The sequence below is a fragment of the Bartonella sp. CL100XZDX genome (assembly GCF_042195375.1).
Taxonomy (GTDB): Bacteria; Pseudomonadota; Alphaproteobacteria; order Rhizobiales; family Rhizobiaceae; genus Bartonella.
In genome coordinates this window covers 264582-286102 of record NZ_JBHIOH010000045.1, presented here as the reverse complement: position 1 = coordinate 286102, position 21521 = coordinate 264582, and the positions used below count along the sequence as shown (strand labels likewise).

Below are 21521 nucleotides of genomic sequence, written 5' to 3'. Positions count from 1 at the left end.
GCAGTTTATCGGATTTCACCCCCCCAATATAAGCCTGACACTGTCAGTCAAAACTCTCAATACTCATAAAACTCTGGAAATAATAAACCTTGTGGCTCTTGCAAAGAAATTTTCTTCTTCAAGCGATAGGCTGTACGCACATGCATACCAGAAACAGCAGCTGCAGTATCCACCGACCAGCCTTTTTGCAACGCTTGCACCATTTTTTGCCGCCGTTCAGCATCTCTGCCAAGGGGGATAAGAAGGCGCATACCCGAACCATTAAAACAAAAATGGTTGATCAGTTGTTGCGCCTCTTCAAACCCAACAATTTCAATCAACCAATCCGCATTTTCAAGACGCCCGGGTATATAAACTTCTCGTCCACCAAAAGCCCGCATCATATTCCATGCTGCTTCACTGCCCGCAACATCAGCTATTTCACGCAATAAGGCAGGAAAATCGCTATAGATTTCCTCTTGCATACATGCTTACCCCTCGCTTTTAACACTTTTACGGATTTTCCGCCCCCAAACATTCATAACTTCTCTAAAGTCGCCCCCACTCATCTCACCCAAAGCTTTACCACTTAACGCCATAACACTTTGATGAAAAGATTCCACATCAAACACAGCATCGGGATTTAAACGCTTCCATTGGGCACACAAAATGGAAATGCTTGGTTTCTTCCTCCATGAATCTTCGCGGTTTTTCCCTTTCCAGTCAACCCCATCCTCACGCTGCAACCAACCTTTCAACGCCTCAATAGCTCTGCATGCATCATCGCTATCGCGTAAAAAGCGAATATGATCAATCCCTGTCTGTCTTTTCACAAAGGCAAGCAACGCCTTATCTGAACGATCACGAATAATGCCAAGATTCCACCCAGCAATCCAGAGCGCCTGTAACTTCTTGGCATATTTTCCCTCTAAACGCTTCCCATTCGGCTTAAAACCAAACGCTTTCATTTCAGCGACGACTAAACGTTTCTCTAAAAAGTCCAAATCTTTCGCCGATTGCTTGCCTGTTAAGCGATAGAGCAGTGCGCGATAGGTCTCATCATCAAGACCTAACGCGCGTTTTCCCATATGAAGGACAGCTAAAGACATGTTACCTCCCTCATGTCTTCGCCAGATCAATGGTCACAGCACGCCAAGCGCTTTCTAATGTATCGCGCTCATAAAAACGCACATATTCCTTAGATGTCGTCACACGGATCGCTTCACGAATGGCACGCATCGCCTCTTTCCAGCGTGGATCATCAATATCCAAACGCAACAGCATAAAGATCTCCCCTTGATTCACCTTGCCTTCTTTATCCGTATTAAAAGCACGCGTAATAATCGCACGGATTTCAGGGCGCGCATCCGCAGACCATTCATTCAAACATTCATCAAGAAGGCTTTTGGCAATTTGCAATTGCGGTCCAAAATCAACACTTTCTTGAACTTGCACCTTAATGCGTTGCAAACCATCAAAGCTTGTGTAAGTACAATTGCCCTTTTTGCCACGCCGCTCCACACCATATTCTTGCGCAAGCAAGCTATCAAAATCACTCAAATCCGCAATCGTATGGTTGTTAAAACGTGCAATCCTTGCCGATAACTCTTTCGCAAAACCCATAATTTTGCGCACCGTTTCATCTTCTAACAAATCCGCAGGACGGATCAGGCTTACCGGCACCAAAGCCCCTTTCGCATCCTTCATATAACGCGTACCTTCAAGTTCAATTTGTGGATTCATCACCAACTTCCTCCTTATGTTTTTTGAAACCGACGAAATGGCACAACATCCCCTGAAGAAGGCGCACATCCCGCTTTCAATTGCCAACGACACCGCATAAGATCATGACCTAAAATGTGGTTATAGCCTGCCAAACGACGCAAATACTCATTCAATTCTCGAACATCTTGTCCATGCAAAAAAATCCCATCCATTTCATGTTTTAACAAGGCAGAGCGCAAAGCAATCAAGCTATCTCTTACCATATAGGGGTTGCGTTCCATCATTTGCTTCCTCCAAAATCCATATAAATCACACGATTGCTCTCATCCGCATCAGAGCCTTCACACTCAGCCAAAACTTCTGAAACTTGGCCTTCCAAAACCGCATCCGCTTCCCCCAAACGGTGAACACTCAACTCCAATTCAAGCAATAACGCCAAATCAACACACAATTTAAGCTGTTCTCCAATATCAAAACCGCATTGATAATCGTCATAAAGACCAACAAGCGTATCGGATAATTCTTTGTCGCATAAAGAGATCATGCCAATTCCTCCACGTCACGGTTTTTCCATGCCGCTTTGACATGTTTCAAAGTCACCTCACACCCATCTCCAAGCGCTGCCATGCGTGCCAACATCATGGTTTTGTCAATTTGCCGCAAAGCTCCAGCTTTCAAACCAATTCCCGTCAAAAACTTTATCGCACCAACATCTTCAATCCCCCAATCATGAATGCGCGCTGTAATATCCTCACTATAGGGCTTGCGCCGTTTCAAATGCATCGCCAATCGGCTTTTAATTTGCGCATAAGAGGGACCATTTTGACGATGAACCAACCGCCCCGAGATCTCATCATTGCCTACCAAAGCCAACCCCGTACCATTGATATCAACAAAGTGGCGCAACTGATTAATCGCCTCATCCGTTAAATTTTGCGCCTCATCAACAATCAGCAACGTGCCACTGCCCACGCGCTCTAACTTTTTGCCAATCGCACGCGTTAAGCGGGTGGGATTATATTCCACCACTTCCAATTCTGCTGCCATATCATTCAAAATACCGTGAACACTGCGCGTATGCGGGCTGGCTGTCACCAGATAAACATGCGGGCGGGTAGAGCGGTAATGGCGGCAGGTTTCGGTCTTGCCACTGCCCGCATCAAGCGTAATCATCACCATATCCCCCGTACTTTGTGCCAGTGTTAAAGTATCAATGATCTCACTGGCAATTCGTTTCCTCTGAAAGGCTGGTTTTTCAGGGATCTTCTCCAAAAACCCCGCCGTTTCCTTTAAAACCTCAACCCATTGTTGAACCTTCGCATTTTGCTTACCCAATTGCCCCGCATAACTGCCTGCATACCATTGCGAAAACGTCCCATCCGGCATCCCTATGCGTCGCGCCACCTCTGCTTTCGACCAATCATTCATTTGCCCCAAAGCTCTGACTGAATCCACAAGCTCATTCCATAAAGCAATGTCATCACTGTTGCGGTTTTGTGCTGTGCCATTAGGCTGGATTTTAGGTCGCGCCCAAGGATTTTTATCGACCGTTGCATTTATCGCGTTTTTCATGTATATTCCCCTCTGTATTGATTTTAGACTATTGATAAGGGGAAGGGCTCCCACCCGCCCCTTTCTTTTGTCTTTAGAATGAACATTTAAAGCCGTACGCGATACTAAAACGGCTAACCTTGCAAATCCCCTCTCTTTCTCACACATCAGGGAACTTGCTAACTCCAAGCATCTCACCCGATCAGGTAAAGATACCTAGAAACTTCATGTATTGATTAGACTTTGAAATGGATTAAGATTCCTCCCCCCTTTCTTTGTTAACGCTTCAAGCCCGCACATGGACCTCAACCGGTCCCCTTAAATCCCCCCCTCTCTCTTTTCCTAGTTCCTTATTCTATTGCTTGGGAAACTTGATCACTTCACGCCCCTCATCAGACGCTGAAAGCTTTCTCAAAGCTTTATGCAAGTGCGTACTAAATTCTTCCTCCCCCAAAGCCTCATCATCGTCTGCTGTCAAAGCTAAATTCCCCACATTGTTTGGCATCAAGCGGCTCACCTTTGGCTTTATCGCAAGCTTAGATTTGAACGCTTCATCCTTTTTCTCAAGGCGACCATAAACATCGGCCAAGTGATCAGGCGCAAGCTTTGCTGCCAACTGTTTTTCTGCTTTAACAGCCTTCACATATTCTTTACGCAAACGCCCATTCAAGCGCGCCGCATGCTGGTCATAAAAACCTACATCACAAAGGCATGGTGCCAAACAAAGCAACCGATTGTTCAAATCATAAACCCGTAAATCTTGATGCAAATTATCCGGATCAAAGCGTACAATCACCTTTTTCCCCGCATGCTCATTCAACGCCCGCGCCCAATAACGATTGCCATAAAAATGGATCTCGCCCGTACCCTTTTGCGCACGCAATGCCTCAGAAGTTAAAAGCCATAAAGCCCGTTGTGCTGCACTCGCTTGCCGAACTATCGTCCCCTCGGCTTGCAAGCTCTCAGTAAAGGTCTCATCAAAACTGCGCCCCGCACAATTAACCGCCTTACGCCCTGCTTGCGCATTGTGTGCACAAATTTGCGCACCAACATGGGCTTTAAACGCTTCAAATCCTATCGCGCGCTTGCCATAATCTTCAGGCTTGGCATCCGGTTTATTGCCCGTATAAGCCCCCGCACAAAAGGGATGTTTCGAAATCGCTTCTGCCAGATCACGCCATGCCCGCTCAATCGGTTTAGACTGTCCGCTATAAGGGGTGGTCCATTGCAATTGCACACCCAAACTCGTCAAAAGCCCTTGCGGATCATCCGGCTTAATCTTAAAACGAAAACGGTTTTGCACACCTCCAGAAATCCACTTGCTGGTAAAAGCGCGCCCATTATCCAAGGTCATGCGCTCTGGTATCCCATAAGCTTCCACCATGTCCCCAATCACCAAACGCACGATTTCCCAAGTCTCAGCATCCGACAGGCGCCACGATAAAATCTTGCCCGAATAAAGATCTTGTATCGCTATCAGATAAAGCCGCACAGGCTTTTCTGTCCAAGGAACATTCACAAAAACATCCAGCTTATGCCCGTCCATATTCACCGCTTGCAGAGCATGCAAGCTCGAGCGATCACGCCGTTGGACTGGATAAAGCTTTTTTGCCTTTTCTTCTCCCTCACGCGCTAAAACCACAACCGCTTTGGAAATTTGCGCCTTAAAACGACGCCGCAAAGCCCGCTCAGAAGGAATGGGCGCCCAACCTTTCTCCTGCGCAACCGAAACCATGCGCCGATAACACGCCGAAAAAGCAGGACGAGACGAGCGCAAATAATCCGAACAAAAAACCTCCCACGCCCCCTCATGACACGGCGCAAATTGCGAAACATTCTCCTCACCATAACAAGGTGCAAGCGCTGCCAACCAATCAGGGCGCTCATACCCTTCAACCATCTGCCGCCAATTAAAAAGCGACATCCGGCTCACACCAAATTGCACCGCACTCAAACTTGCCGCATCATGCACACCCATACCGGCATGGAGCAAATCTTCCCAATAACAAAGTGCCTTCAAACGCTCTTCACAGCGCCTTTTATGCGCCTTTGAAAGCCCCCCTCATAACGCACCCAAAGGCTTGTCTTTTGCTCCCCTTGCGTTTGTTTCACATCAACACCCACTCCAAACCGCACCAACAATGCCGCCCGCGCCCCCTCCGGCAATAAGGAAATGTGATACTCCCAAACCGGCTTGGTTTTGCCTCCCACTTTCCTCGAAAGTTCAGAGTTTTTTCTCCAATATGCCCGTCCGTGGTTTTCAAGACTTTTATATGTTTTCGGCAACCCTGGCAAAGCTGCCTCAGCCAATTCGGCAATAGTAAACCACTCCTTCATGGCTGCCCCCTTTTAATGCGAACCGGCGTTGCGCGCATGGCTTTCAATCGCGCTGCAATCTCCCGCTGTTCCTGCTGCAACCGTGCAATTTCTGCTAACCGCGCCTCATCCCCTTGCAACAGCAACAATCCATCTTCACTCACCACCTCATCCCAGAGCCAAAATGCCTCTGTCGCCCGCACAAATGCCTTAAACCGTGGCAGGGAAATATCCACCTGCTTACTTTCCGCAACATAAGCATCCAAACTGGCCTTACTTAAACACCCAATCCCTAAATAATGCGCCATACGCTCCGCAATCACACTGCGCTCATGCCGGCATTCTCTCAAAGCCCGCGCCATCGCACGCTTAATGCGTGAGCGAAACCGCCCTAAATCAATCTGCGCAACGGGTTCACGACAGGGAAAAACCGGCTTTTGGAAAAAATCAAGCTGCCCGCAACCATGCCTCTTCATGACAGCACCTCCCCACATTCTCTTGCAAGATAATCACAAAACCGCGCCTTTGTCTGCGCATCTGCTCTCTGCCACACCCCTAATAACTGCGCAAAAATCCGTTCCTGTTCATTAATTTGCGGTGGCGTATTAATCCCATTGACCAAATCAACAGCCCGCCTCAAATCCCCCTCAACCTGTTGCAAAGCAATCGCCACCCGCCGTTGCGCAACCGGCTCCATCTTGGCCAACTTCAACAATTGCGCTTGATTATCCGCCAATACTGTCCCCCGCAAAACAGAGCGCAACTCCGGCTGTAAATGCTGGGAAATACGATTGAGGAGTTTCACCGACTCCTTCGATAAACCAATACGGTCCGCCACATGTTTGGCAAAGTGCAAACTTTGCACTTTGCCACTTTGTCTCCTTCACACTCAGTTTCATGATGCTCTGAAGAACCATCTTTTGGCAAAGGGTAAACTTTACCCTTTGCCACTTTGTCCTTTGTATATTGATTACCATGGTCACCGCCACGTTGAATCTCCCCATACTTCTTTTCCCACAATTCGCGATAAGTTTGCACAAAAAGCGCACGGTCAATAACAGACAATTCATTGCGAAAAAGGTTTTCAGCTACTTCTAAAAGCGCAGCATTCTCTTTATCCGCCTGCACCACAACAGCATCAATGTCACTATAGCCCAAAAGCTCAGCAGCACGAAGCCGATGCGCACCAGCTATAAGCGTGTAATTACCCTCTTTAGCATTGGGGGTATGGCGCACCGTAATCGGATTCATCAATCCCTCCCGCACTATTGATTGTGCAAGCGCCTTGGCATGCTCATCATCCACAGGGCGTATACGCTCCGGCACCACAATCACATCAAGAGCAAGCTTTTGAAACTGTGCCATCACGCCGCCGCCTTTCTGATCTCTTTAAAGAATAAATCCATCGCACGCCCCGCCCATCTTTGATAAGCTTTCGCAAAAACGGGTTCTTCCAAACGCCGGTTAATGGTACGCAAAGAACGAGCAACAGCAGTGCGTTCACGCTCTTGCATGGCAACAAGACGCCGCCGCGGCACCTCAAACTGATAATGCAAAATATGAATAACAATCTGTCGTGCTAACGCTGCATCAAATAAGCCATGCGGGGGGTCAATAATATACCGGATCGGCAGATGCTTAAATCCACTACTCACCGCCTTAAAAGAACAGGCAAGCATAGCTTCCAAACGTTCAACTTCTGAATAAGGATTAACGATATCGCTTCTGGCTTCTGGGGTCCATAAATTACAAGCAGCAACCATAACCACCCCCTATAAAAACAATATGACCACCATCTAATCGCCAAAACCAACCCATCCAAACGGCTGTTCTATGATGCAACTCTATGCAATTTATCTTGCCTATTTCGTACTGATCTTTAGACATTGATAAACCTTTTTATCTTATGGTATTTAAATTCATGGCAAATGCGCAAAAGCGCAAAGCCGTGTAACGAAGTTTAAGCAGCATTACCGCGCAAAGCAGAATGCGCACGCGAATCTGTGTTGGCATGTTTTGCTGCTTTAAAAATGCGACGGCGACTTTTGGGGTAGCGGTCGCTAAAAACCTGCTCGACGGGCAAACCGATAAAATCGGCAATAGCGCGTTCGGCTTTCTCGTTAGACCGTGTCCAAATGTGTTGAACACTGGATGACGAGAGTTGATAAGCTTTCGCGAGCTCCGCCAAGGTCATATTACGGCGGCGTAGCTCAGCTAAAATACTATGGCGATCCCATACTTGGATGCATGTTTGTGTGGTTGTCATAAGTTTCGCTCCTGCTTCAAACGGATGCTCAAACCATCCGTTTTTTGTGGGGTTAATTGTAAAATATCTGCCCTCTATATCGGGCGGTAATAACAGTTAAAACCATTTTACGGGTTTGTCAACCCGTAAAATGGTCTTAATGGGTATTTTTTTGGCACGTTTAGAAACAGAACCTAAAACACCATTGGCAAAACGCCTACGTGAAATAAGACGAATCCTCGGAAACGAAGAACGCGGTGCTTTTGCCAAATCTCTTAATTTGGCAAAAAATACGCTTGCAAATTATGAGCTCGGTATAAATGAGCCACCAGCATCTATCGTAATTGCCTATCACAAAATTTATGGCGTAGACTTTCATTGGCTTCTCACTGGAGAAGGCGAAATGTTTACAGACATGGAAAAGGCGAAAGCAGCTGGTTTTAAACCACAAACCATCCCTGCTGGTCTCATGAAAAAGCTCGGTCGCATAGCTTATACAACCTATCGCGATGCAAATATAAAACTCCCCCCTGAAGATATAGCGGAATTAGCGGCAGAGCTTTGTATAAAGTTGCAAGAGCTTGTTCAAGACATCAACGACACGGAAGAAGTCGAAGCGACTTTCCCTCTTCTTAAAATTCATTTAAAGCGTCAAATAGAGGCTGAAAAAGAACACTCCAAAGCTGCACAAAATTCGGCTTAATGCTACTCTAAAATGAAAAATACAGGCGCGTTTCTATTTACATTAAGAAACTTAAATAACACATTGTTTTTAAAGAATTATATTTGCAAAAAATAGAAACGCGCCATATGGCGCATATCTTTTTTGCTTTTTTGGTTATTTTTGGCTGATTTTGGAGTCAATTGAACTTTTGGATTGATTTTTTTCACAGGGTCTTCAAAGGCGGTTTTCTGGGCTTTCACAGACTTTTCAAAATTTTTCACAGGGTTTTCAAAGACCTTTCAAAGCCCTCTCTCATTTTTACCTTTGAAACGCTCTTTTTTCTAATTTTCACTATTTTTCGCTCTTTTTTACAATTTTAGGTGTCAAAATCTATTTTGACAAAACGCGCATTTAATGCTAAATTTTATACATAAAAACAACAAATTATCACGTATTCCTACCTAATCCCACCTTTTCCCACTTAGTATAAAACCTAGTGTCAAACTACAACTCGGTTTTGTATCAATTTACTTTTTTCAAAGTTTTTCTAAGATTCGTAATTTCTTGTGAAGCATCTATTGGATTGGGGCTTAGATCTAAGATAATAATTTTTAACTTAGACGGATTTTTTTACAGCCCCCGTATAAAAGATTAATTAGAAATGATGAACAATAACAAGAAAAACAAATGTTAAACAAATCAAAAATTGACTTATCATTAGAGAATAATTTTTGTTCAAAAGTACATTTTTTACCAAAATTGTGCCCTAAAATGAAGGTTGTTGATTTTTCAAATGGCGTGTCTTCTATTAATTCAACATTTGCTTCAGATACATTCAATATTATCTCTGCTAAAAATTTACAAGAAACTATACCTGTAGAGCAGGCAAAATCTATAATCGCTTCCTTTAATGCGCAGAAACTACCTTTAGCTTGGTGGGTTGGACCTCATTCGTCTCATTATAAAGTTGATGAAGTTCTCTTATCTATTAGCTTAGAGCATGTTGAAACAGAGGTAGGCATGGTAGCTTTAGCGCAAAATATAGACTCACATGTTACTTCTATGCCGGATAACTTCAAAATCAAGGAAGTTGAATCACTTCAAGATTTTAGAGATTATGGAAATGTTATGGCATCAGTCTTCGAGCCTTTTGATGAAGAAGCAGTTATATTTTATGAAACAATAGGCCGTTGTTATAAATAAAGACTCTGATGTAGAGATGTTCGTTGGTTATATAAATAACAATCCTGTAGCAATATGTTTTTGTATTAAAGCAGATGGAGTTGGTGGAGTGTATGATATTGTCACCAATCCAGATTTTCAGAAAAGAGGTGTTGGGTCATTCATGACAAAAATTGCTATTGAGCATTTAAAAAGAAAGAAATGTCATGTTATTGGTATGCAAGCCTCTCACGAGGGAATTGGCATTTATAAAAAATTGGGCTTTACAAACTTTGGTGAATTTAAAATTTATTCCAATAAACACATGATCATTGAGTGATGAATTCTTTTTTGCTCATCAACTAAAAGAATTTATTATTTTCAGCAGAGCTCAAATATGATCAAGCAATCGATACAACCAAGGAAGCTTGGCCAATCCCCTTTACTACTGATAGTGAAAAGCTAAAATCATTACAAATATAATTGTTTTAAATGACTCACTCAAATTTTCTTATTTTCTTACTTTGTCTTAAATAAAGATATCTATCACAAATCTAAGTTGAATAAGTGTAAATTTTTTATATGATCAATAATCTACTGTTTGTTACTGATAATTATGAAGAACTCGAAAGCAAATATTTAGAACGACAGTTGCATCATAGTTTGTTAGATGGTTAGTCTGTTAGTTAATTAATAGAAAAAATTTTCGCTTTATAAAATAACCAAAGGAGCTTAAAAAAACTTTCAAAGATCATTTAAAGGTCCTTTATGTGTATTGTTTCTTTTTTATATCACAGTTGATGATGAGAAATCTCTCACGCTAATTGTATTATTTTTACACGAAATAAACTATTTTCACCTATTATGTAGAGTGAATTAAGTTTTTGGGATTTCTAGCACATCATTTGAAAGACAAAAGAAATTTTCCCTTGTACTTGTGCAAACAGCGTGGACATCATTTGGTAATCCTCTTGCTTGAACAAATTCTTATCCAGAATAATCTTCAACACAAAAATAAATTAATAACTTGATTTATAAAGATAATTTATCATTATTCATATTGAGCAAGCGTCTCAAATATCATAGGATTATCTCATTTCAAATCTCTATACATTAAAATCACTCACAATCATCTGCGCACGCATAACAGGCAAAATTGACGTATCGATAAAATTCACTTGAAGAAAGGAATAAAAACTCTTCTTCTGAACGCTCTGAAATACCAAAGATTATCGCAAAATTGGGAGCTAAAATAGTATAGGGGAGTACCCCTTTCACCTTGAAAACGTAAAAATGGGAAGCATAATAGTTTTATACACTTCATAGAGGCTTTAGACCATTCACGAACATTATTATAAAATGGATGTGACACACCTTGAGAGAAATCTCTTTAAAATAAACATGTGAATTAACAATATAAGTGCATTCTATTTTACATGAGGAACATAACTTTAATCAAGATAAGGTAACATAAGGTGTTGAAACCGTCATAGCGCACAATAAAATCAGGCCATTTTAAATGTTTAATGGTAACATCTGCTAAACAACAGAATAAAAATTCAATTTTGAAAAGATTAAACCATACGCTACAGGTCTATTGAAACTCCGATTGTACGATCGACTATCTTCTCGCTAAAATTTAATCACTATAAATATAAAAACCTTAAAACCCGCTCTAAATGCGTGAAAGTTTCTAGATCTTACTGTATTAAATATTGAAACTCCTCATGGCTACTCATCTGAAACGCCAATAATTCCATAAAGCAGTTCCATAAAAAGGATAATGACGTTGTAATATCCGAAAAAAATTTACCACATCACCTGAAAGATCATTGATAATTCCATCAGAAAGTATCAATTTCTATTTAGAAAACCCTATCCATGCCGACAAAAAACTCTGTAAATGTTAGATATCTTCAATAATTTTGATAACGATTTTGGCTCATCCTGTTTTGCCACCAATATAAGAAACAGCAAATATAGTGGGATCAGCCAGCTTTAATATTGGTCTTTCCCTCTATCCTTTTTTCTATCAAATCCTGATTTTACAATTCCTTTCTCTCTCTTTTTTTATACTCAAAATTGCCTCTGAAACAGGATAGATTAATCGTAAAAAATATATAAAAGAAACAAATTATAACATTTTTTTCTCATCCTTCTTAATACAAAATAACTGTTAAGCTACAATACGCTAACACTTATCAGTCATAAGTCCAAAACAGCATATAATGACGAAACAAATTCATAGAGTGAAGATTTTTCACTATCAATCGTTGTATTAATCTTTCCATAATGCATAAAAATGATGAAGCGGCCCTCGCCCTTTCCCTACTTTTAAAGCATTTGAAGCAGTTAAAGCGCCATGCAAATAATCTTTTGCTTGTTTAACAGCGCAATCCAAAGGTTGGGTAGGTAACAGAGCTGCAATGGCAGCAGAAATGGTACACCCTGTCCCATGATCATGAGTGGTTGAAAGACGAGAGGCTTCAAGTATAACAAGGTTTTCACAATCACAATAAAGATCTGGACTAGAACAATCGTAATTTTCTGTACTATTTCTGGTAAGCGTATTCAAATGTCCCCCTTTTAACAAAACTGCATGACACCCTAGCGCCAAAAGTCGTGGAGCATATTGATACATAGTCTCTAAAGACCATTGCACTTCACCTCCCAATAACAGTGCAGCTTCAGGCAAATTTGGCGTGATCAAAGTTGACATCGGCACAAGAACATCACGCATAATTTCAATTGCATCAGACTTTAAAAGAACATCACCACTTTTTGCAACCATAACCGGATCAAAAACAATAAAACGCGCTTTATGATAAGCAAGACGTTCTGCAATAACCTGTGCAATCTGAGCATTTGCAACCATACCAATTTTAACGGCATCAACATGGATATCCTCAAAAACAGAATCAATTTGATCTGCAACAAAAGAAGCATCTAATGCCTGAAAAGAACGCACACCCTGAGTATTTTGTGCAACAACAGCTGTAACCACACTCATACCATAAGTTTTCATAGCTGAAAAAACCTTCAAATCCGCCTGCATTCCAGCGCCACCAGAAGGATCTGTTCCCGCAATAGATAAAATCCGTGGAATAAAAAGTTTATCTTTTTGTAATTCCATCAACCTCTTTCCTTCTGTTTTTAAATATCGGAAAATGAGTTACCGAAAAATAGATGCTTGAAAAAATATAAAGAAGATGTTTTCTCACGTGAATTATATTATATACGAAGTCTTCTTATAGATATAAAATGGAAAATGTAGTGCTTATCCTTCGTTCTATTCTTTTTACGTTCGCTTTTTATACAACAACTTTCATACAAATGATTCTTTACGCTCCCGTTTATTTTTTAATGCCCCGCAAAAAGGCATGGATTGTCCCTAAAACATGGGCGCGCGTTACTCTCTTTTTGCAAAAATACATCGCAGGCACAAGTTATGAGATTGAAGGTTTAGAAAATCTTCCCAAAGGACCCTACATCATTGCTCCAAAGCATCAATCGGCTTGGGAAACTTTCAGTCTTGTTCCCTATTTTGATGATCCCACTCTCATTTTAAAACGTGAATTGATGTGGATTCCATTGTTTGGCTGGTATATGGCAAAAACGCAAATTATCCCCATTAACCGCACAACACCCATCAAAGCCTTAAAAATGATTATACAAAAAGCAAAAGAGAAAGTAAAACAAGGGCGCCAAATCTTGATTTTTCCCGAAGGAACACGCCGACAACCCGGTCAAGAACCAGATTATAAGTCAGGAATTGTCGCGCTCTATAATGAATTAGGACTTCAAGTTGTTCCTATTGCACATAATGCGGGTTTATATTGGCCACGCAATAATTTTCGCCGCTATCCTGGAACAATTCGTGTCCGTATTCTTCCCCCGATAGAGGCTGGTTTAAGCAAACGTGATTTTCTAGATCAACTTGTCCAAAAAACTGAAAAAGCGTGTGATGAACTGCTTCTCTTAGCAGCTCAAGATCCTACCCCTCCTCCTATGCCACCATACGCTGTTCAGAAACTTCAAAAACTAAATCATCATGAAACAATGCACTGATTGATAAGAATAATGCATCACTTTGTATATTGAGCGGAGTATAGGGAACAAAAATATAAGAAAGATACTTCAAACTTTCTAATTCAAAATTATAAAACACATGTACATGATAAGAAATAATCAATGTGTAAATTTTTTTGAAAAAGAATTCTTCCTCTCTTTAAAATCATTTAAATAACATACATATCATTGATTTATAAGGATATTTTAGTGTTATTCAACTTGAATGAGAACCCTGAATACCGTAAGATTTTCTCATTTCAAATCTACTCTAGGTTGAATCAATTAGAATTATTTTCTTGCACATTACAAACGGGGATATCTGTGTGAATAAAACGATACAAGAAAAGATTAAAATACTTTTTACGAACCGTCTCAAATACCAAGGGCTGTCCTAATAGGAAAGCAAGAAAAATGTATGATTATGCAGATTCGTTCCTTCCTGAGAAACATCAATCCCCCAAGAATCTGAAATCTTGTACAATCTTCATTATTTAAAAAGTATTTCTTGAGATACTTAAGTCATCAAACCAAATTCAAGGGGAAAATAAAAATGAGTGTTGTTTTTTATCCCACATACACAACGGATACAGCAATTAATCATCTTTCCTCCCTATCCTAGACTTAAAAGCTTTGTGTGCTATATTAAAACAATTCTAAATAACGAATAAGAGGGAACTAGATTTAAATTAATGCAACGTCTCTTCTATAATTTATTTTTTTCTGTGATTTTGAGTTTATCCAGCGCTGTTGCTCTAGCGCAGCCTTTTATTTCTGTTGATGTTACAACAAGGCGTATCTTAAAACATAATCAAGCTTTTGAGCGTTGGTATCCTGCTTCCTTGACAAAATTAATGACTGCTTATGTTATTTTTCGTGCCATGAGCCGAGGGGAAGTTTCACCAAACAAACATATCACCATCAGCGAATACGCCGCAAAAGCTCCCTCATATCGTTCAGGCTATAAAGCTGGTTCTGTACTCACACTTGATACAGCCTTAAGTATTACCATGGTTAAATCTACCAATGATTTAGCCATTGCCATGAGTGAAGCTATTGCGGGTTCACAGAAAGATTTTGTACGTAAAATGAATAGCGAAGCTAAACGTTTAGGCATGTTTGGCACCCATTTTGCGAACGCAAGTGGTTTACCAGATCCTCAAAACTACTCCACGGCACGCGATATTGCTCTTTTAGCCGTTCAAATACGTCGAGAATTTCCACAATATGCTCATTATTTTTCTATTCCAGCCATTGATTTTGGTAATAATCGAAAAATCCAACATAACTCAAACAACCTCATTGGCCGTTTTTATGGGATAGACGGTATGAAAACAGGCTTTATTTGTGCCTCTGGTTTTAATCTTGTTGCCTCAGCCACCCGCAATAAACGTACAATTATTGCTGTCATTCTAGGTGCTAACAACATAAGTGAAAGAGAAGAAAAAGCTGCACAACTTCTTGAAACAGGATTTTTGCACCAAGGAAACCCCCAATTAACACTAGCAACATTAAAACCTTATGGGAGCAACATAACACAAGCCAACAATATGAGACAACAAACATGCACACCTGAAGCCATAAAAATGCATGCAAATTCATATGATGATCAAGGAAATATTATTCTCACCTCACCTTTTATCACTGCTCCACCTTCTTTTTCTCATCCTTTATCAGTACATCTCATTCGTACGCCACAAACACCTAAAATGACAGTAAAACTACTAAGAAAACCCTATATTCCGTATAAAAGGCACGCAAACCATTCTATAAAAAGTCATAAATCATAATCTAAAATTAATTATAATACTTTGATTTATAATGATAATTAATTATTTTGTACCTTATGTCAGAACCACAAGTATTGTAAGATTCCCTCATTTCAAATCTGTATTTGTTGAAGCAATAAAAACCAGTTTCTTGCCACCACAAGGTGGATGAACATGTAGATAAAATAATTAAAACAAAGAATAAAAATTCTTCCTATAAGTCCTTTCAAGAACCAAGAATTATCGTAACATTGACGCTAAAAAGTGTATGATATACCCACGTGCACCTACCTTTATAAGCGTAAAGATAGTGGTACAATGGATTTCATGGGGGATTAACCATTATATCCCTCACGGACACCATTATAAATTGGTTAGACATACTGAGATATATTTTTTAAAAACAAAACTATGATTGATGATTAACATGAAAATAAAGCGCATCCCCCTCACGCTTATTACAGGTTTTTTAGGCTCTGGCAAAACAACTTTGCTCAACCGTATGCTACAAGACCCTCTTTTAACAGAATGTGCTGTTATCATCAATGAATTCGGCGAAATCAGTATTGACCACCTTCTGGTTGAAAAAACGACAGAAGGAATTATTGAGCTTGCCAATGGCTGCTTATGCTGCAATTTACGCAGTGATCTCATCGACACATTAATTGATTTAATAAATCGCGTTCAGACAGGACAGATCAAACAACTCCATCATATTATCATTGAAACCACAGGAATGGCTGATCCCGCCCCTATTTTACAAATACTTTTAAGCCACCCGTTGTTTATTCAAACATTGTCCATAAATGCTGTTCTTGCAACATTTGATACATTAAGCTCGCTTTCCATATGTGAGCGCTATCCTGAAATATATAAACAATTAATATTTGCTGATAAAATCATTCTCACCAAAACAGATCTTAGAGACCCACAAACGCTTTCAGATACACTCCTTAGCACACTTAAAACAATGAATCCTACAGCACAAATCATTGACGCCCATTCTGAAGATTTCTGTTCAAATCTATTAATAAATAACACATTATGGGCTGAAAAAGTAGAAAATACAAAACTTAAACAAAATCTTACGACTACCCCGCATGATCATACCCCCCATAAAACCATTCGTACCTTTTCACTAAACTGTGAGGGTCCTGTTGATTACGCCACAATTGAAGCCTTTTTAGATCTCCTACAAGAGCGTTATGGTACAAAATTATTACGTATTAAAGCAATTATCGCATTGCGTGATGACCCTTATCGCCCACTCGTATTACATGGCGTACAAACATTTTTTCACCCTCCCATAAGATTGCCAGCATGGCCAAAAGGAATAAAACAAACACGTTTCGTCATCATTGCCGATGGTGTTGAAAAAGAAGCTATACAAAAACTCCTCAATGCTTTTTTTAATAAACCAGCAATAGATACTGCAGACAAAACAGCTCTCTTAGAAAATCCTCTGGTCATTCCAGGAATAAAATTTTAATTTTTTCTCCTCTTCAATGATATAGCATTAAATTCATTGACACCACCATCTTTATGTTTTTAAAGGAGCAAACTGGCACATCATTACACACTTTGCTAATTCCCAATGTTGAAATAGCTTTTGGCACTTGAAACAGTTTGTAAAAAGCATTTTAGTCTTTCTTGTACAATTTCACCCACGCAGCAATCCTCGCTTGTAATGTGCAAGCAAATGGTTTTAATTTATTCAACATGCAACAGCTTTGAAATGTGGAATCTTACGGTATTCAGGGTTCTAATTCAAGTTGAATAACACTAAATTATCTTTATAATCAATATGTTATAAATTTATAAAAAACTTTCATAAATATTTCTATTCAAGTTTATTAACATAATGGAATAAAAAATAAGAAAATACACATTTTTAACAATGCTTTCTGCACAATAATGCCTCTCATAAAATTATTCGTACCTTTTCACTGAGCGGCAAAATCCCCATAGACTACCACAATTGAAACTTTTTAGCTCTCTTACAAAATCACATGCCGGAAAATGACTATCTATTAAAACACTCCAGCGCTAACATATTACCCTTATCTGTAAAATCGTCGCCCTCACACAAAATAGAATACCATTGTATCACGAATTCACGCACTCGTTTAAAAACACCGTCTCTCAATACGCATTATTCCTATTTCAAGACGCTACCCATAAATAATATAATACAAAATTCTCCATGAAATGTATAAGGCCCATTCTCCATCTTTACTCTATAAATATGTAAACTGATCGCCTCATACTTTTGCCAGTTAAAAATGTTTTGAAAAAACTTGGCACTTTAGAGTACTCATGAGAACTATCTGTACTCCTTTCTTTAAAAATTTTATTCACATGCCAATCCAATTTTATGGCGTGCAAAAAATGGTTTCGATTGATTCACCATAAACAAATTTTAAGATAAAAGGATCTTATGATATTTAGTCTCTAATTCAAACTGAAAAATTATAAACTATCATTATAAATCAAATTGTTATGATAAAAATTTTCAATATCCATCAATCTGTAAACAGATTGTTTTCTCTCTAAATGCGCTTCATCTGCAAACCACTTCATGTGATTCATTTCACAGACAGATTGGCCAAATTCTTGGTTCTAAAATATTCTGCTCAACTCTATATTTATTCAAGCTAATTGAAATCAAAATCCCTGTTAAGAAAAAAACCAAAATCAGACAGAGGCAATATCGCATTTTAAAATATGTGAATGTATCTTATATAACAGCACGACAAGACAATATTTTACAGCATAAAAGAATAAAACTCTTTGAAAGAAATAAAAAGAGAGGTGCATTTTATGTTAACTTACTCTTCACTAAAAACGAAGATTGACACCAGTGCCGATGTGCAAACAATCCAACTTCTTTGAGAAAATTCCTCTTGGCTTCCCACTTCATCTGATTTACTTACATAAGGCTCTATGAAAAAACTCTGCGCTTTAAAATATTGACTACTCACTTAAACACCTTATGTGCAAAGTTTTTGCATATCCTGTATCGCCATTATTAAGTGATAGTGTTACAGTGCAATAGAATACAATAACACTCACGGCATTCGAGAAACTGAAGTTTTATCAATATCGCGATTAAAAACGTAACGTTTTCCATAAACCTCAACAGTTGGAGGTTGACGATTTTTTTCAAAAAAATCATAACCTTTCTTAAGCATAACCCAGAATTGATAATGAGGATCCTTGCTATGACGTGACATATTATCCTCGGTCATGCGGAAAGGAAAAGCCTGTAACTGAAACTCTCTTTGTCCTCCTTTAAAAGCATCCCGTGCAAACGCATAAATCTGAGCCATGTTCTTATCACTCATAGAATAACAACCTGCGGAAAAGCAAGAACCATGCACCATAAGATTGCTTCCTGTGCGACCATTTTCTTGATCATAAAGGTTAGGAAATCCTATATTAAAAGAAAGATAATATTTTGAATAAGGATTCATTTGGTTTGCGCTAATAGTATAAAAACCCTCTGGTGTCTGAAGATCCCCTTCTTTATATTTAGGTCCAAGCTTACCAGACCATTTGCAAATGCCATAGCGAGCAACCAAGATAAAAGGTCCTGAACGAGATTGCTTCCAAACTTCAGCAAGATTTTCTTCCTTGAAAAATCGCATTACAATTGGTGCATAAGGATCAATATCGTACAAAGCCATTCTATTCTGGATTTCTTGCGGCAACGGCTGCTCAACCTTAGCACGAATAGAAGCTGGTAATCTTCCTTCACATGCCGTCAATATTCCCATTACAAACAACATGCACACAGCGAGGAATCTGCTAAATGTCATCGAATAAAACTCCAATCCAACACCCCTCACAAAAATAACCTATGTTAGAGATCGACCAATTTGAAGATATTTTTCCCTTCGCTCTTGTTTAAGGGCTTCCCCATCTTTTCCAGCCATAGCTTTTAAAGCCTCTGAAATAACATCACCCGTTGCATCAATGGCAATCTCTTTGCCACGATGTGCTCCCCCTAAAGGTTCCGAAATAATGCCATCAATAATCTTTAAGCGATACAAATCTTGAGCGGTAATACGCATATTCATTGCAGCATCTTTCGCACGAGCTGGATCACGCCATAAAATAGAAGCTGCTCCTTCTGGTGAAATAACAGAGTAAATTGCGTGCTCCAACATATAAACTTTATTGGCAGCCGCGATTGCTATCGCCCCTCCAGAACCGCCTTCTCCAATAACAACGGAAACTACAGGAATTTTCAAACGCAAAGTTGTAGCTGTTGATTGGGCAATTGCTTCTGCCTGCCCCCGTTCTTCAGCACTCACACCAGGATAAGCGCCTGCCGTATCAACAAAAGTGAGAAGTGGCAAACCAAAACGATCAGCCATTTCCATAATACGTACAGCTTTACGATAGCCTTCTGGACGTGCAGAACCAAAATTATAGCGCAAACGTGTTTGCGTGTCATAACCTTTCTCTTGACCGATATAAGCAACGGCCTCACCTTTAAAGCGTGCAAACCCCGCTTGAATAGCCTCATCTTCAGCAAACTTGCGATCTCCGGCCAAAGGCGTAACATCACTCAATAGGCGTTTAGAATAGTCCATAAAATGGGGACGATTAGGATGACGAGCGACTTGTGTTTTTTGCCACGGCGATAATTTTTTATAAATATCGCGCAAGGCTGTTTGGGAACGCGTTTCAAGGCGAGCAATCTCATCGCTCATATCAAGACTGCCTTTTTCCTGAGAAATTTTTTTTAATTCAAGAATTTTCCCATCAAGATCAGCAACTGGTTTTTCAAAATCAAGATAATTATACATTTGTGTCAACTCATTCAGTGTCACTTATACACTTATAATTTGCTTTATAAAGTCTTTTTCAAAAACATCACCTTTTCTTTAACGAGCCTTTTGCTCATCGGCAAGTGGATGATGCTCATTGACTAAACGATAAAGTCCCTCTTCCAACACATGGGTATAAATCTGAGTAGTAGCAATATCAGAGTGACCTAACAAATGTTGAACGGCACGCAAATCAGCACCATTTTGCAAAAGATGACTAGCAAAAGCATGACGCAACACATGGGGAGAAAAGCTATCACTTTCTATTCCTGCTCTTCTAGCGAGATTTTTCAACTCCCGCGCAACGACTTGACGAGCAATATATCCTGTCTCGGAATGCGCGGGAAAAAGATAAGAACTCGTAGCACCCTTTCCCTGATCACGCAAGTTTAACCACTGTGAAAGAACTTGGCATGCTTTTTTTGATAACAGCACCATTCGTTCTTTTTTTCCCTTACCACGAACCAAAACGCTGTACTCCTTCCTTCGAACAGACTGAACCGGCAGACTCACCAACTCACTGATGCGTAATCCCGTTGCATACAGCATTTCAATCAATAGCTGAAGACGCAGTGCACGGAAATACTCTTTGGACCCATAATCTGCTTGATTAACTTCTAACTGTGCCAAATCAAGCAATTTTATCACTGCATCTTCACTCATGATTTTGGGCAAAGGACGCCCCTGACGAGGTGCATCAATATCATGAGAGGGATCATCTGCTCTCAACCCTTCAGCATAAAGAAATTGATAAAACTGACGCAAAGTCGATAAACGGCGCGCTTGCGATGATGCCGCAAAACCAAAAGTATGCATAAGCGACAAAAGGGTAATTAAATCTTCTTTTTGTGCTGAAAAAAGCGAAACAGAGTGTGAAGACAATTCGTCTTGTGCCCACTGCAAATCATGCTGATAAGCCGCAAGTGTATGAGGTGAAGCCCCTCTCTCCGCGCTCATCATCTCAAGAAAATGATCTATCACAGCACCAGTTTTCATTTCATTGATTCACTTCCGTAGAAAGATTCCATGAATCCAAGGGAACATCAATGTACATATCCACAGTTACTGGTTCAACCCAAACCACAAGAGCACCCATTATAATGAAAAAAACAGAAAACAAAATGAAAAGAATCATCAAAAATCTAGTCAATGTTGGCATAAGACAATAACCTACCCAAAAATATTCTATCTCGTATAATGCCTCACAA

Annotated in this window: 21 protein-coding genes and 2 pseudogenes; 6 read left to right on the top strand and 17 right to left on the bottom strand. The window is 39.9% G+C overall.

Annotation, left to right across the window (positions count from 1 at the left end):
• Positions 1 to 56: 56 nt before the first annotated feature.
• From ACFILU_RS05175 to ACFILU_RS05120, 12 genes and pseudogenes are all read right to left on the bottom strand, one after another.
• Positions 57 to 464 (bottom strand): helix-turn-helix domain-containing protein, encoded by a 408-nt coding sequence (locus ACFILU_RS05175; RefSeq protein ID WP_375675013.1) that lies wholly within the window; start codon positions 462 to 464, stop codon positions 57 to 59.
• Between the two features lie 6 nt (positions 465 to 470).
• Complete coding sequence (locus ACFILU_RS05170) at positions 471 to 1088, bottom strand: regulatory protein GemA (RefSeq protein WP_375675012.1); 618 nt, start codon at positions 1086 to 1088, stop codon at positions 471 to 473.
• Positions 1089 to 1098: 10 nt separating this feature from the next.
• Complete coding sequence (locus ACFILU_RS05165) at positions 1099 to 1722, bottom strand: DUF3164 family protein (protein ID WP_375675045.1); 624 nt, start codon at positions 1720 to 1722, stop codon at positions 1099 to 1101.
• Between the two features lie 14 nt (positions 1723 to 1736).
• Entirely contained in the window at positions 1737 to 1988 is a 252-nt protein-coding gene (locus ACFILU_RS05160; RefSeq protein ID WP_375675011.1) for a hypothetical protein, read from the bottom strand.
• Positions 1985 to 2248, bottom strand: a complete 264-nt coding sequence (locus ACFILU_RS05155) for a hypothetical protein (RefSeq protein ID WP_273790127.1) — start codon at positions 2246 to 2248, stop codon at positions 1985 to 1987. Before ACFILU_RS05155 ends, ACFILU_RS05160 begins: the two co-directional genes overlap by 4 nt.
• Entirely contained in the window at positions 2245 to 3276 is a 1032-nt protein-coding gene (locus tag ACFILU_RS05150) for an AAA family ATPase (protein WP_375675010.1), read from the bottom strand. The genes ACFILU_RS05155 and ACFILU_RS05150 overlap by 4 nt, the downstream gene beginning before the upstream one ends.
• Positions 3277 to 3610: 334 nt before the next feature.
• A pseudogene (locus ACFILU_RS05145) lies at positions 3611 to 5592 on the bottom strand (transposase domain-containing protein).
• Positions 5589 to 6047, bottom strand: coding sequence for a hypothetical protein (locus tag ACFILU_RS05140; RefSeq protein WP_317992576.1), 459 nt, complete (start codon positions 6045 to 6047; stop codon positions 5589 to 5591). The pseudogene ACFILU_RS05145 and the gene ACFILU_RS05140 overlap by 4 nt, the downstream one beginning before the upstream one ends.
• A pseudogene (locus ACFILU_RS05135) lies at positions 6044 to 6936 on the bottom strand (ParB/RepB/Spo0J family partition protein). The gene ACFILU_RS05140 and the pseudogene ACFILU_RS05135 overlap by 4 nt, the downstream one beginning before the upstream one ends.
• Entirely contained in the window at positions 6936 to 7334 is a 399-nt protein-coding gene (locus ACFILU_RS05130; protein ID WP_375675008.1) for a hypothetical protein, read from the bottom strand. Before ACFILU_RS05130 ends, ACFILU_RS05135 begins: the two are co-directional and overlap by 1 nt.
• On the bottom strand, positions 7318 to 7458 hold the full coding sequence (locus tag ACFILU_RS05125) for a hypothetical protein (RefSeq protein ID WP_375607613.1): 141 nt from the start codon (positions 7456 to 7458) through the stop codon (positions 7318 to 7320). Before ACFILU_RS05125 ends, ACFILU_RS05130 begins: the two co-directional genes overlap by 17 nt.
• Positions 7459 to 7531: 73 nt before the next feature.
• On the bottom strand, positions 7532 to 7837 hold the full coding sequence (locus ACFILU_RS05120) for a helix-turn-helix transcriptional regulator (RefSeq protein ID WP_005864619.1): 306 nt from the start codon (positions 7835 to 7837) through the stop codon (positions 7532 to 7534).
• A gap of 151 nt (positions 7838 to 7988) precedes the next feature.
• Here ACFILU_RS05120 and ACFILU_RS05115 point away from each other — a divergent pair, with 151 nt between their 5' ends.
• Positions 7989 to 8519, top strand: a complete 531-nt coding sequence (locus ACFILU_RS05115) for a helix-turn-helix transcriptional regulator (protein WP_375675006.1) — start codon at positions 7989 to 7991, stop codon at positions 8517 to 8519.
• Between the two features lie 77 nt (positions 8520 to 8596).
• Here the strand turns inward: ACFILU_RS05115 and ACFILU_RS05110 are convergent, their stop codons facing one another.
• Positions 8597 to 8761: a hypothetical protein gene (locus tag ACFILU_RS05110; RefSeq protein WP_375675004.1), complete on the bottom strand. Its 165-nt coding sequence runs from the start codon at positions 8759 to 8761 to the stop codon at positions 8597 to 8599.
• 406 nt (positions 8762 to 9167) lie between these two features.
• Here ACFILU_RS05110 and ACFILU_RS05105 point away from each other — a divergent pair, with 406 nt between their 5' ends.
• Positions 9168 to 9683, top strand: coding sequence for a hypothetical protein (locus tag ACFILU_RS05105; RefSeq protein ID WP_375675002.1), 516 nt, complete (start codon positions 9168 to 9170; stop codon positions 9681 to 9683).
• A gap of 16 nt (positions 9684 to 9699) precedes the next feature.
• On the top strand, positions 9700 to 9981 hold the full coding sequence (locus ACFILU_RS05100; protein ID WP_375630669.1) for a GNAT family N-acetyltransferase: 282 nt from the start codon (positions 9700 to 9702) through the stop codon (positions 9979 to 9981).
• A gap of 1938 nt (positions 9982 to 11919) precedes the next feature.
• On the opposite strand, the gene thiD is transcribed toward ACFILU_RS05100, so the two are convergent.
• Complete coding sequence (gene thiD / locus ACFILU_RS05095; protein ID WP_375663343.1) at positions 11920 to 12774, bottom strand: bifunctional hydroxymethylpyrimidine kinase/phosphomethylpyrimidine kinase; 855 nt, start codon at positions 12772 to 12774, stop codon at positions 11920 to 11922.
• Positions 12775 to 12902: 128 nt separating this feature from the next.
• Here thiD and ACFILU_RS05090 point away from each other — a divergent pair, with 128 nt between their 5' ends.
• The 3 genes from ACFILU_RS05090 to ACFILU_RS05080 all read left to right on the top strand — a co-directional run bounded on the left by ACFILU_RS05090 (position 12903) and on the right by ACFILU_RS05080 (position 16967).
• A complete protein-coding gene (locus ACFILU_RS05090; protein ID WP_273790137.1) occupies positions 12903 to 13709 on the top strand; it encodes a 1-acyl-sn-glycerol-3-phosphate acyltransferase in 807 nt (268 codons plus the stop codon).
• Positions 13710 to 14401: 692 nt separating this feature from the next.
• The gene (locus ACFILU_RS05085; protein WP_375675000.1) at positions 14402 to 15499 is read left to right on the top strand and encodes a D-alanyl-D-alanine carboxypeptidase family protein; all 1098 of its coding nucleotides are present in this window, start codon (positions 14402 to 14404) and stop codon (positions 15497 to 15499) included.
• A 406-nt stretch (positions 15500 to 15905) separates the two neighbouring features.
• Positions 15906 to 16967, top strand: a complete 1062-nt coding sequence (locus ACFILU_RS05080) for a CobW family GTP-binding protein (protein WP_375674999.1) — start codon at positions 15906 to 15908, stop codon at positions 16965 to 16967.
• A 1579-nt stretch (positions 16968 to 18546) separates the two neighbouring features.
• Here ACFILU_RS05080 and ACFILU_RS05075 read toward each other — a convergent pair.
• The 3 genes from ACFILU_RS05075 to ACFILU_RS05065 form a co-directional block, all read right to left on the bottom strand.
• Positions 18547 to 19296, bottom strand: a complete 750-nt coding sequence (locus tag ACFILU_RS05075) for a murein L,D-transpeptidase family protein (RefSeq protein ID WP_273790140.1) — start codon at positions 19294 to 19296, stop codon at positions 18547 to 18549.
• A 39-nt stretch (positions 19297 to 19335) separates the two neighbouring features.
• Entirely contained in the window at positions 19336 to 20292 is a 957-nt protein-coding gene (locus tag ACFILU_RS05070; RefSeq protein ID WP_375674997.1) for an acetyl-CoA carboxylase carboxyltransferase subunit alpha, read from the bottom strand.
• Positions 20293 to 20370: 78 nt separating this feature from the next.
• Positions 20371 to 21309 (bottom strand): site-specific tyrosine recombinase XerD, encoded by a 939-nt coding sequence (locus ACFILU_RS05065; protein ID WP_375674995.1) that lies wholly within the window; start codon positions 21307 to 21309, stop codon positions 20371 to 20373.
• Positions 21310 to 21521: the final 212 nt, after the last annotated feature.

Bases quoted from the DNA above. Each gene is read 5' to 3' on its own strand.
- ACFILU_RS05175 (WP_375675013.1), bottom strand. From the start codon at position 464: ATGCAAGAGGAAATCTATAGCGATTTTCCTGCCTTATTGCGTGAAATA.
- ACFILU_RS05170 (WP_375675012.1), bottom strand. From the start codon at position 1,088: ATGTCTTTAGCTGTCCTTCATATGGGAAAACGCGCGTTAGGTCTTGAT.
- ACFILU_RS05165 (WP_375675045.1), bottom strand. From the start codon at position 1,722: ATGAATCCACAAATTGAACTTGAAGGTACGCGTTATATGAAGGATGCG.
- ACFILU_RS05160 (WP_375675011.1), bottom strand. From the start codon at position 1,988: ATGATGGAACGCAACCCCTATATGGTAAGAGATAGCTTGATTGCTTTG.
- ACFILU_RS05155 (WP_273790127.1), bottom strand. From the start codon at position 2,248: ATGATCTCTTTATGCGACAAAGAATTATCCGATACGCTTGTTGGTCTT.
- ACFILU_RS05150 (WP_375675010.1), bottom strand. From the start codon at position 3,276: ATGAAAAACGCGATAAATGCAACGGTCGATAAAAATCCTTGGGCGCGA.
- ACFILU_RS05140 (WP_317992576.1), bottom strand. From the start codon at position 6,047: ATGAAGAGGCATGGTTGCGGGCAGCTTGATTTTTTCCAAAAGCCGGTT.
- ACFILU_RS05130 (WP_375675008.1), bottom strand. From the start codon at position 7,334: ATGGTTGCTGCTTGTAATTTATGGACCCCAGAAGCCAGAAGCGATATC.
- ACFILU_RS05125 (WP_375607613.1), bottom strand. From the start codon at position 7,458: ATGTCTAAAGATCAGTACGAAATAGGCAAGATAAATTGCATAGAGTTG.
- ACFILU_RS05120 (WP_005864619.1), bottom strand. From the start codon at position 7,837: ATGACAACCACACAAACATGCATCCAAGTATGGGATCGCCATAGTATT.
- ACFILU_RS05105 (WP_375675002.1), top strand. From the start codon at position 9,168: ATGTTAAACAAATCAAAAATTGACTTATCATTAGAGAATAATTTTTGT.
- ACFILU_RS05100 (WP_375630669.1), top strand. From the start codon at position 9,700: ATGTTCGTTGGTTATATAAATAACAATCCTGTAGCAATATGTTTTTGT.
- thiD (WP_375663343.1), bottom strand. From the start codon at position 12,774: ATGGAATTACAAAAAGATAAACTTTTTATTCCACGGATTTTATCTATT.
- ACFILU_RS05090 (WP_273790137.1), top strand. From the start codon at position 12,903: ATGGAAAATGTAGTGCTTATCCTTCGTTCTATTCTTTTTACGTTCGCT.
- ACFILU_RS05085 (WP_375675000.1), top strand. From the start codon at position 14,402: ATGCAACGTCTCTTCTATAATTTATTTTTTTCTGTGATTTTGAGTTTA.
- ACFILU_RS05080 (WP_375674999.1), top strand. From the start codon at position 15,906: ATGAAAATAAAGCGCATCCCCCTCACGCTTATTACAGGTTTTTTAGGC.
- ACFILU_RS05075 (WP_273790140.1), bottom strand. From the start codon at position 19,296: ATGACATTTAGCAGATTCCTCGCTGTGTGCATGTTGTTTGTAATGGGA.
- ACFILU_RS05070 (WP_375674997.1), bottom strand. From the start codon at position 20,292: ATGTATAATTATCTTGATTTTGAAAAACCAGTTGCTGATCTTGATGGG.
- ACFILU_RS05065 (WP_375674995.1), bottom strand. From the start codon at position 21,309: ATGAAAACTGGTGCTGTGATAGATCATTTTCTTGAGATGATGAGCGCG.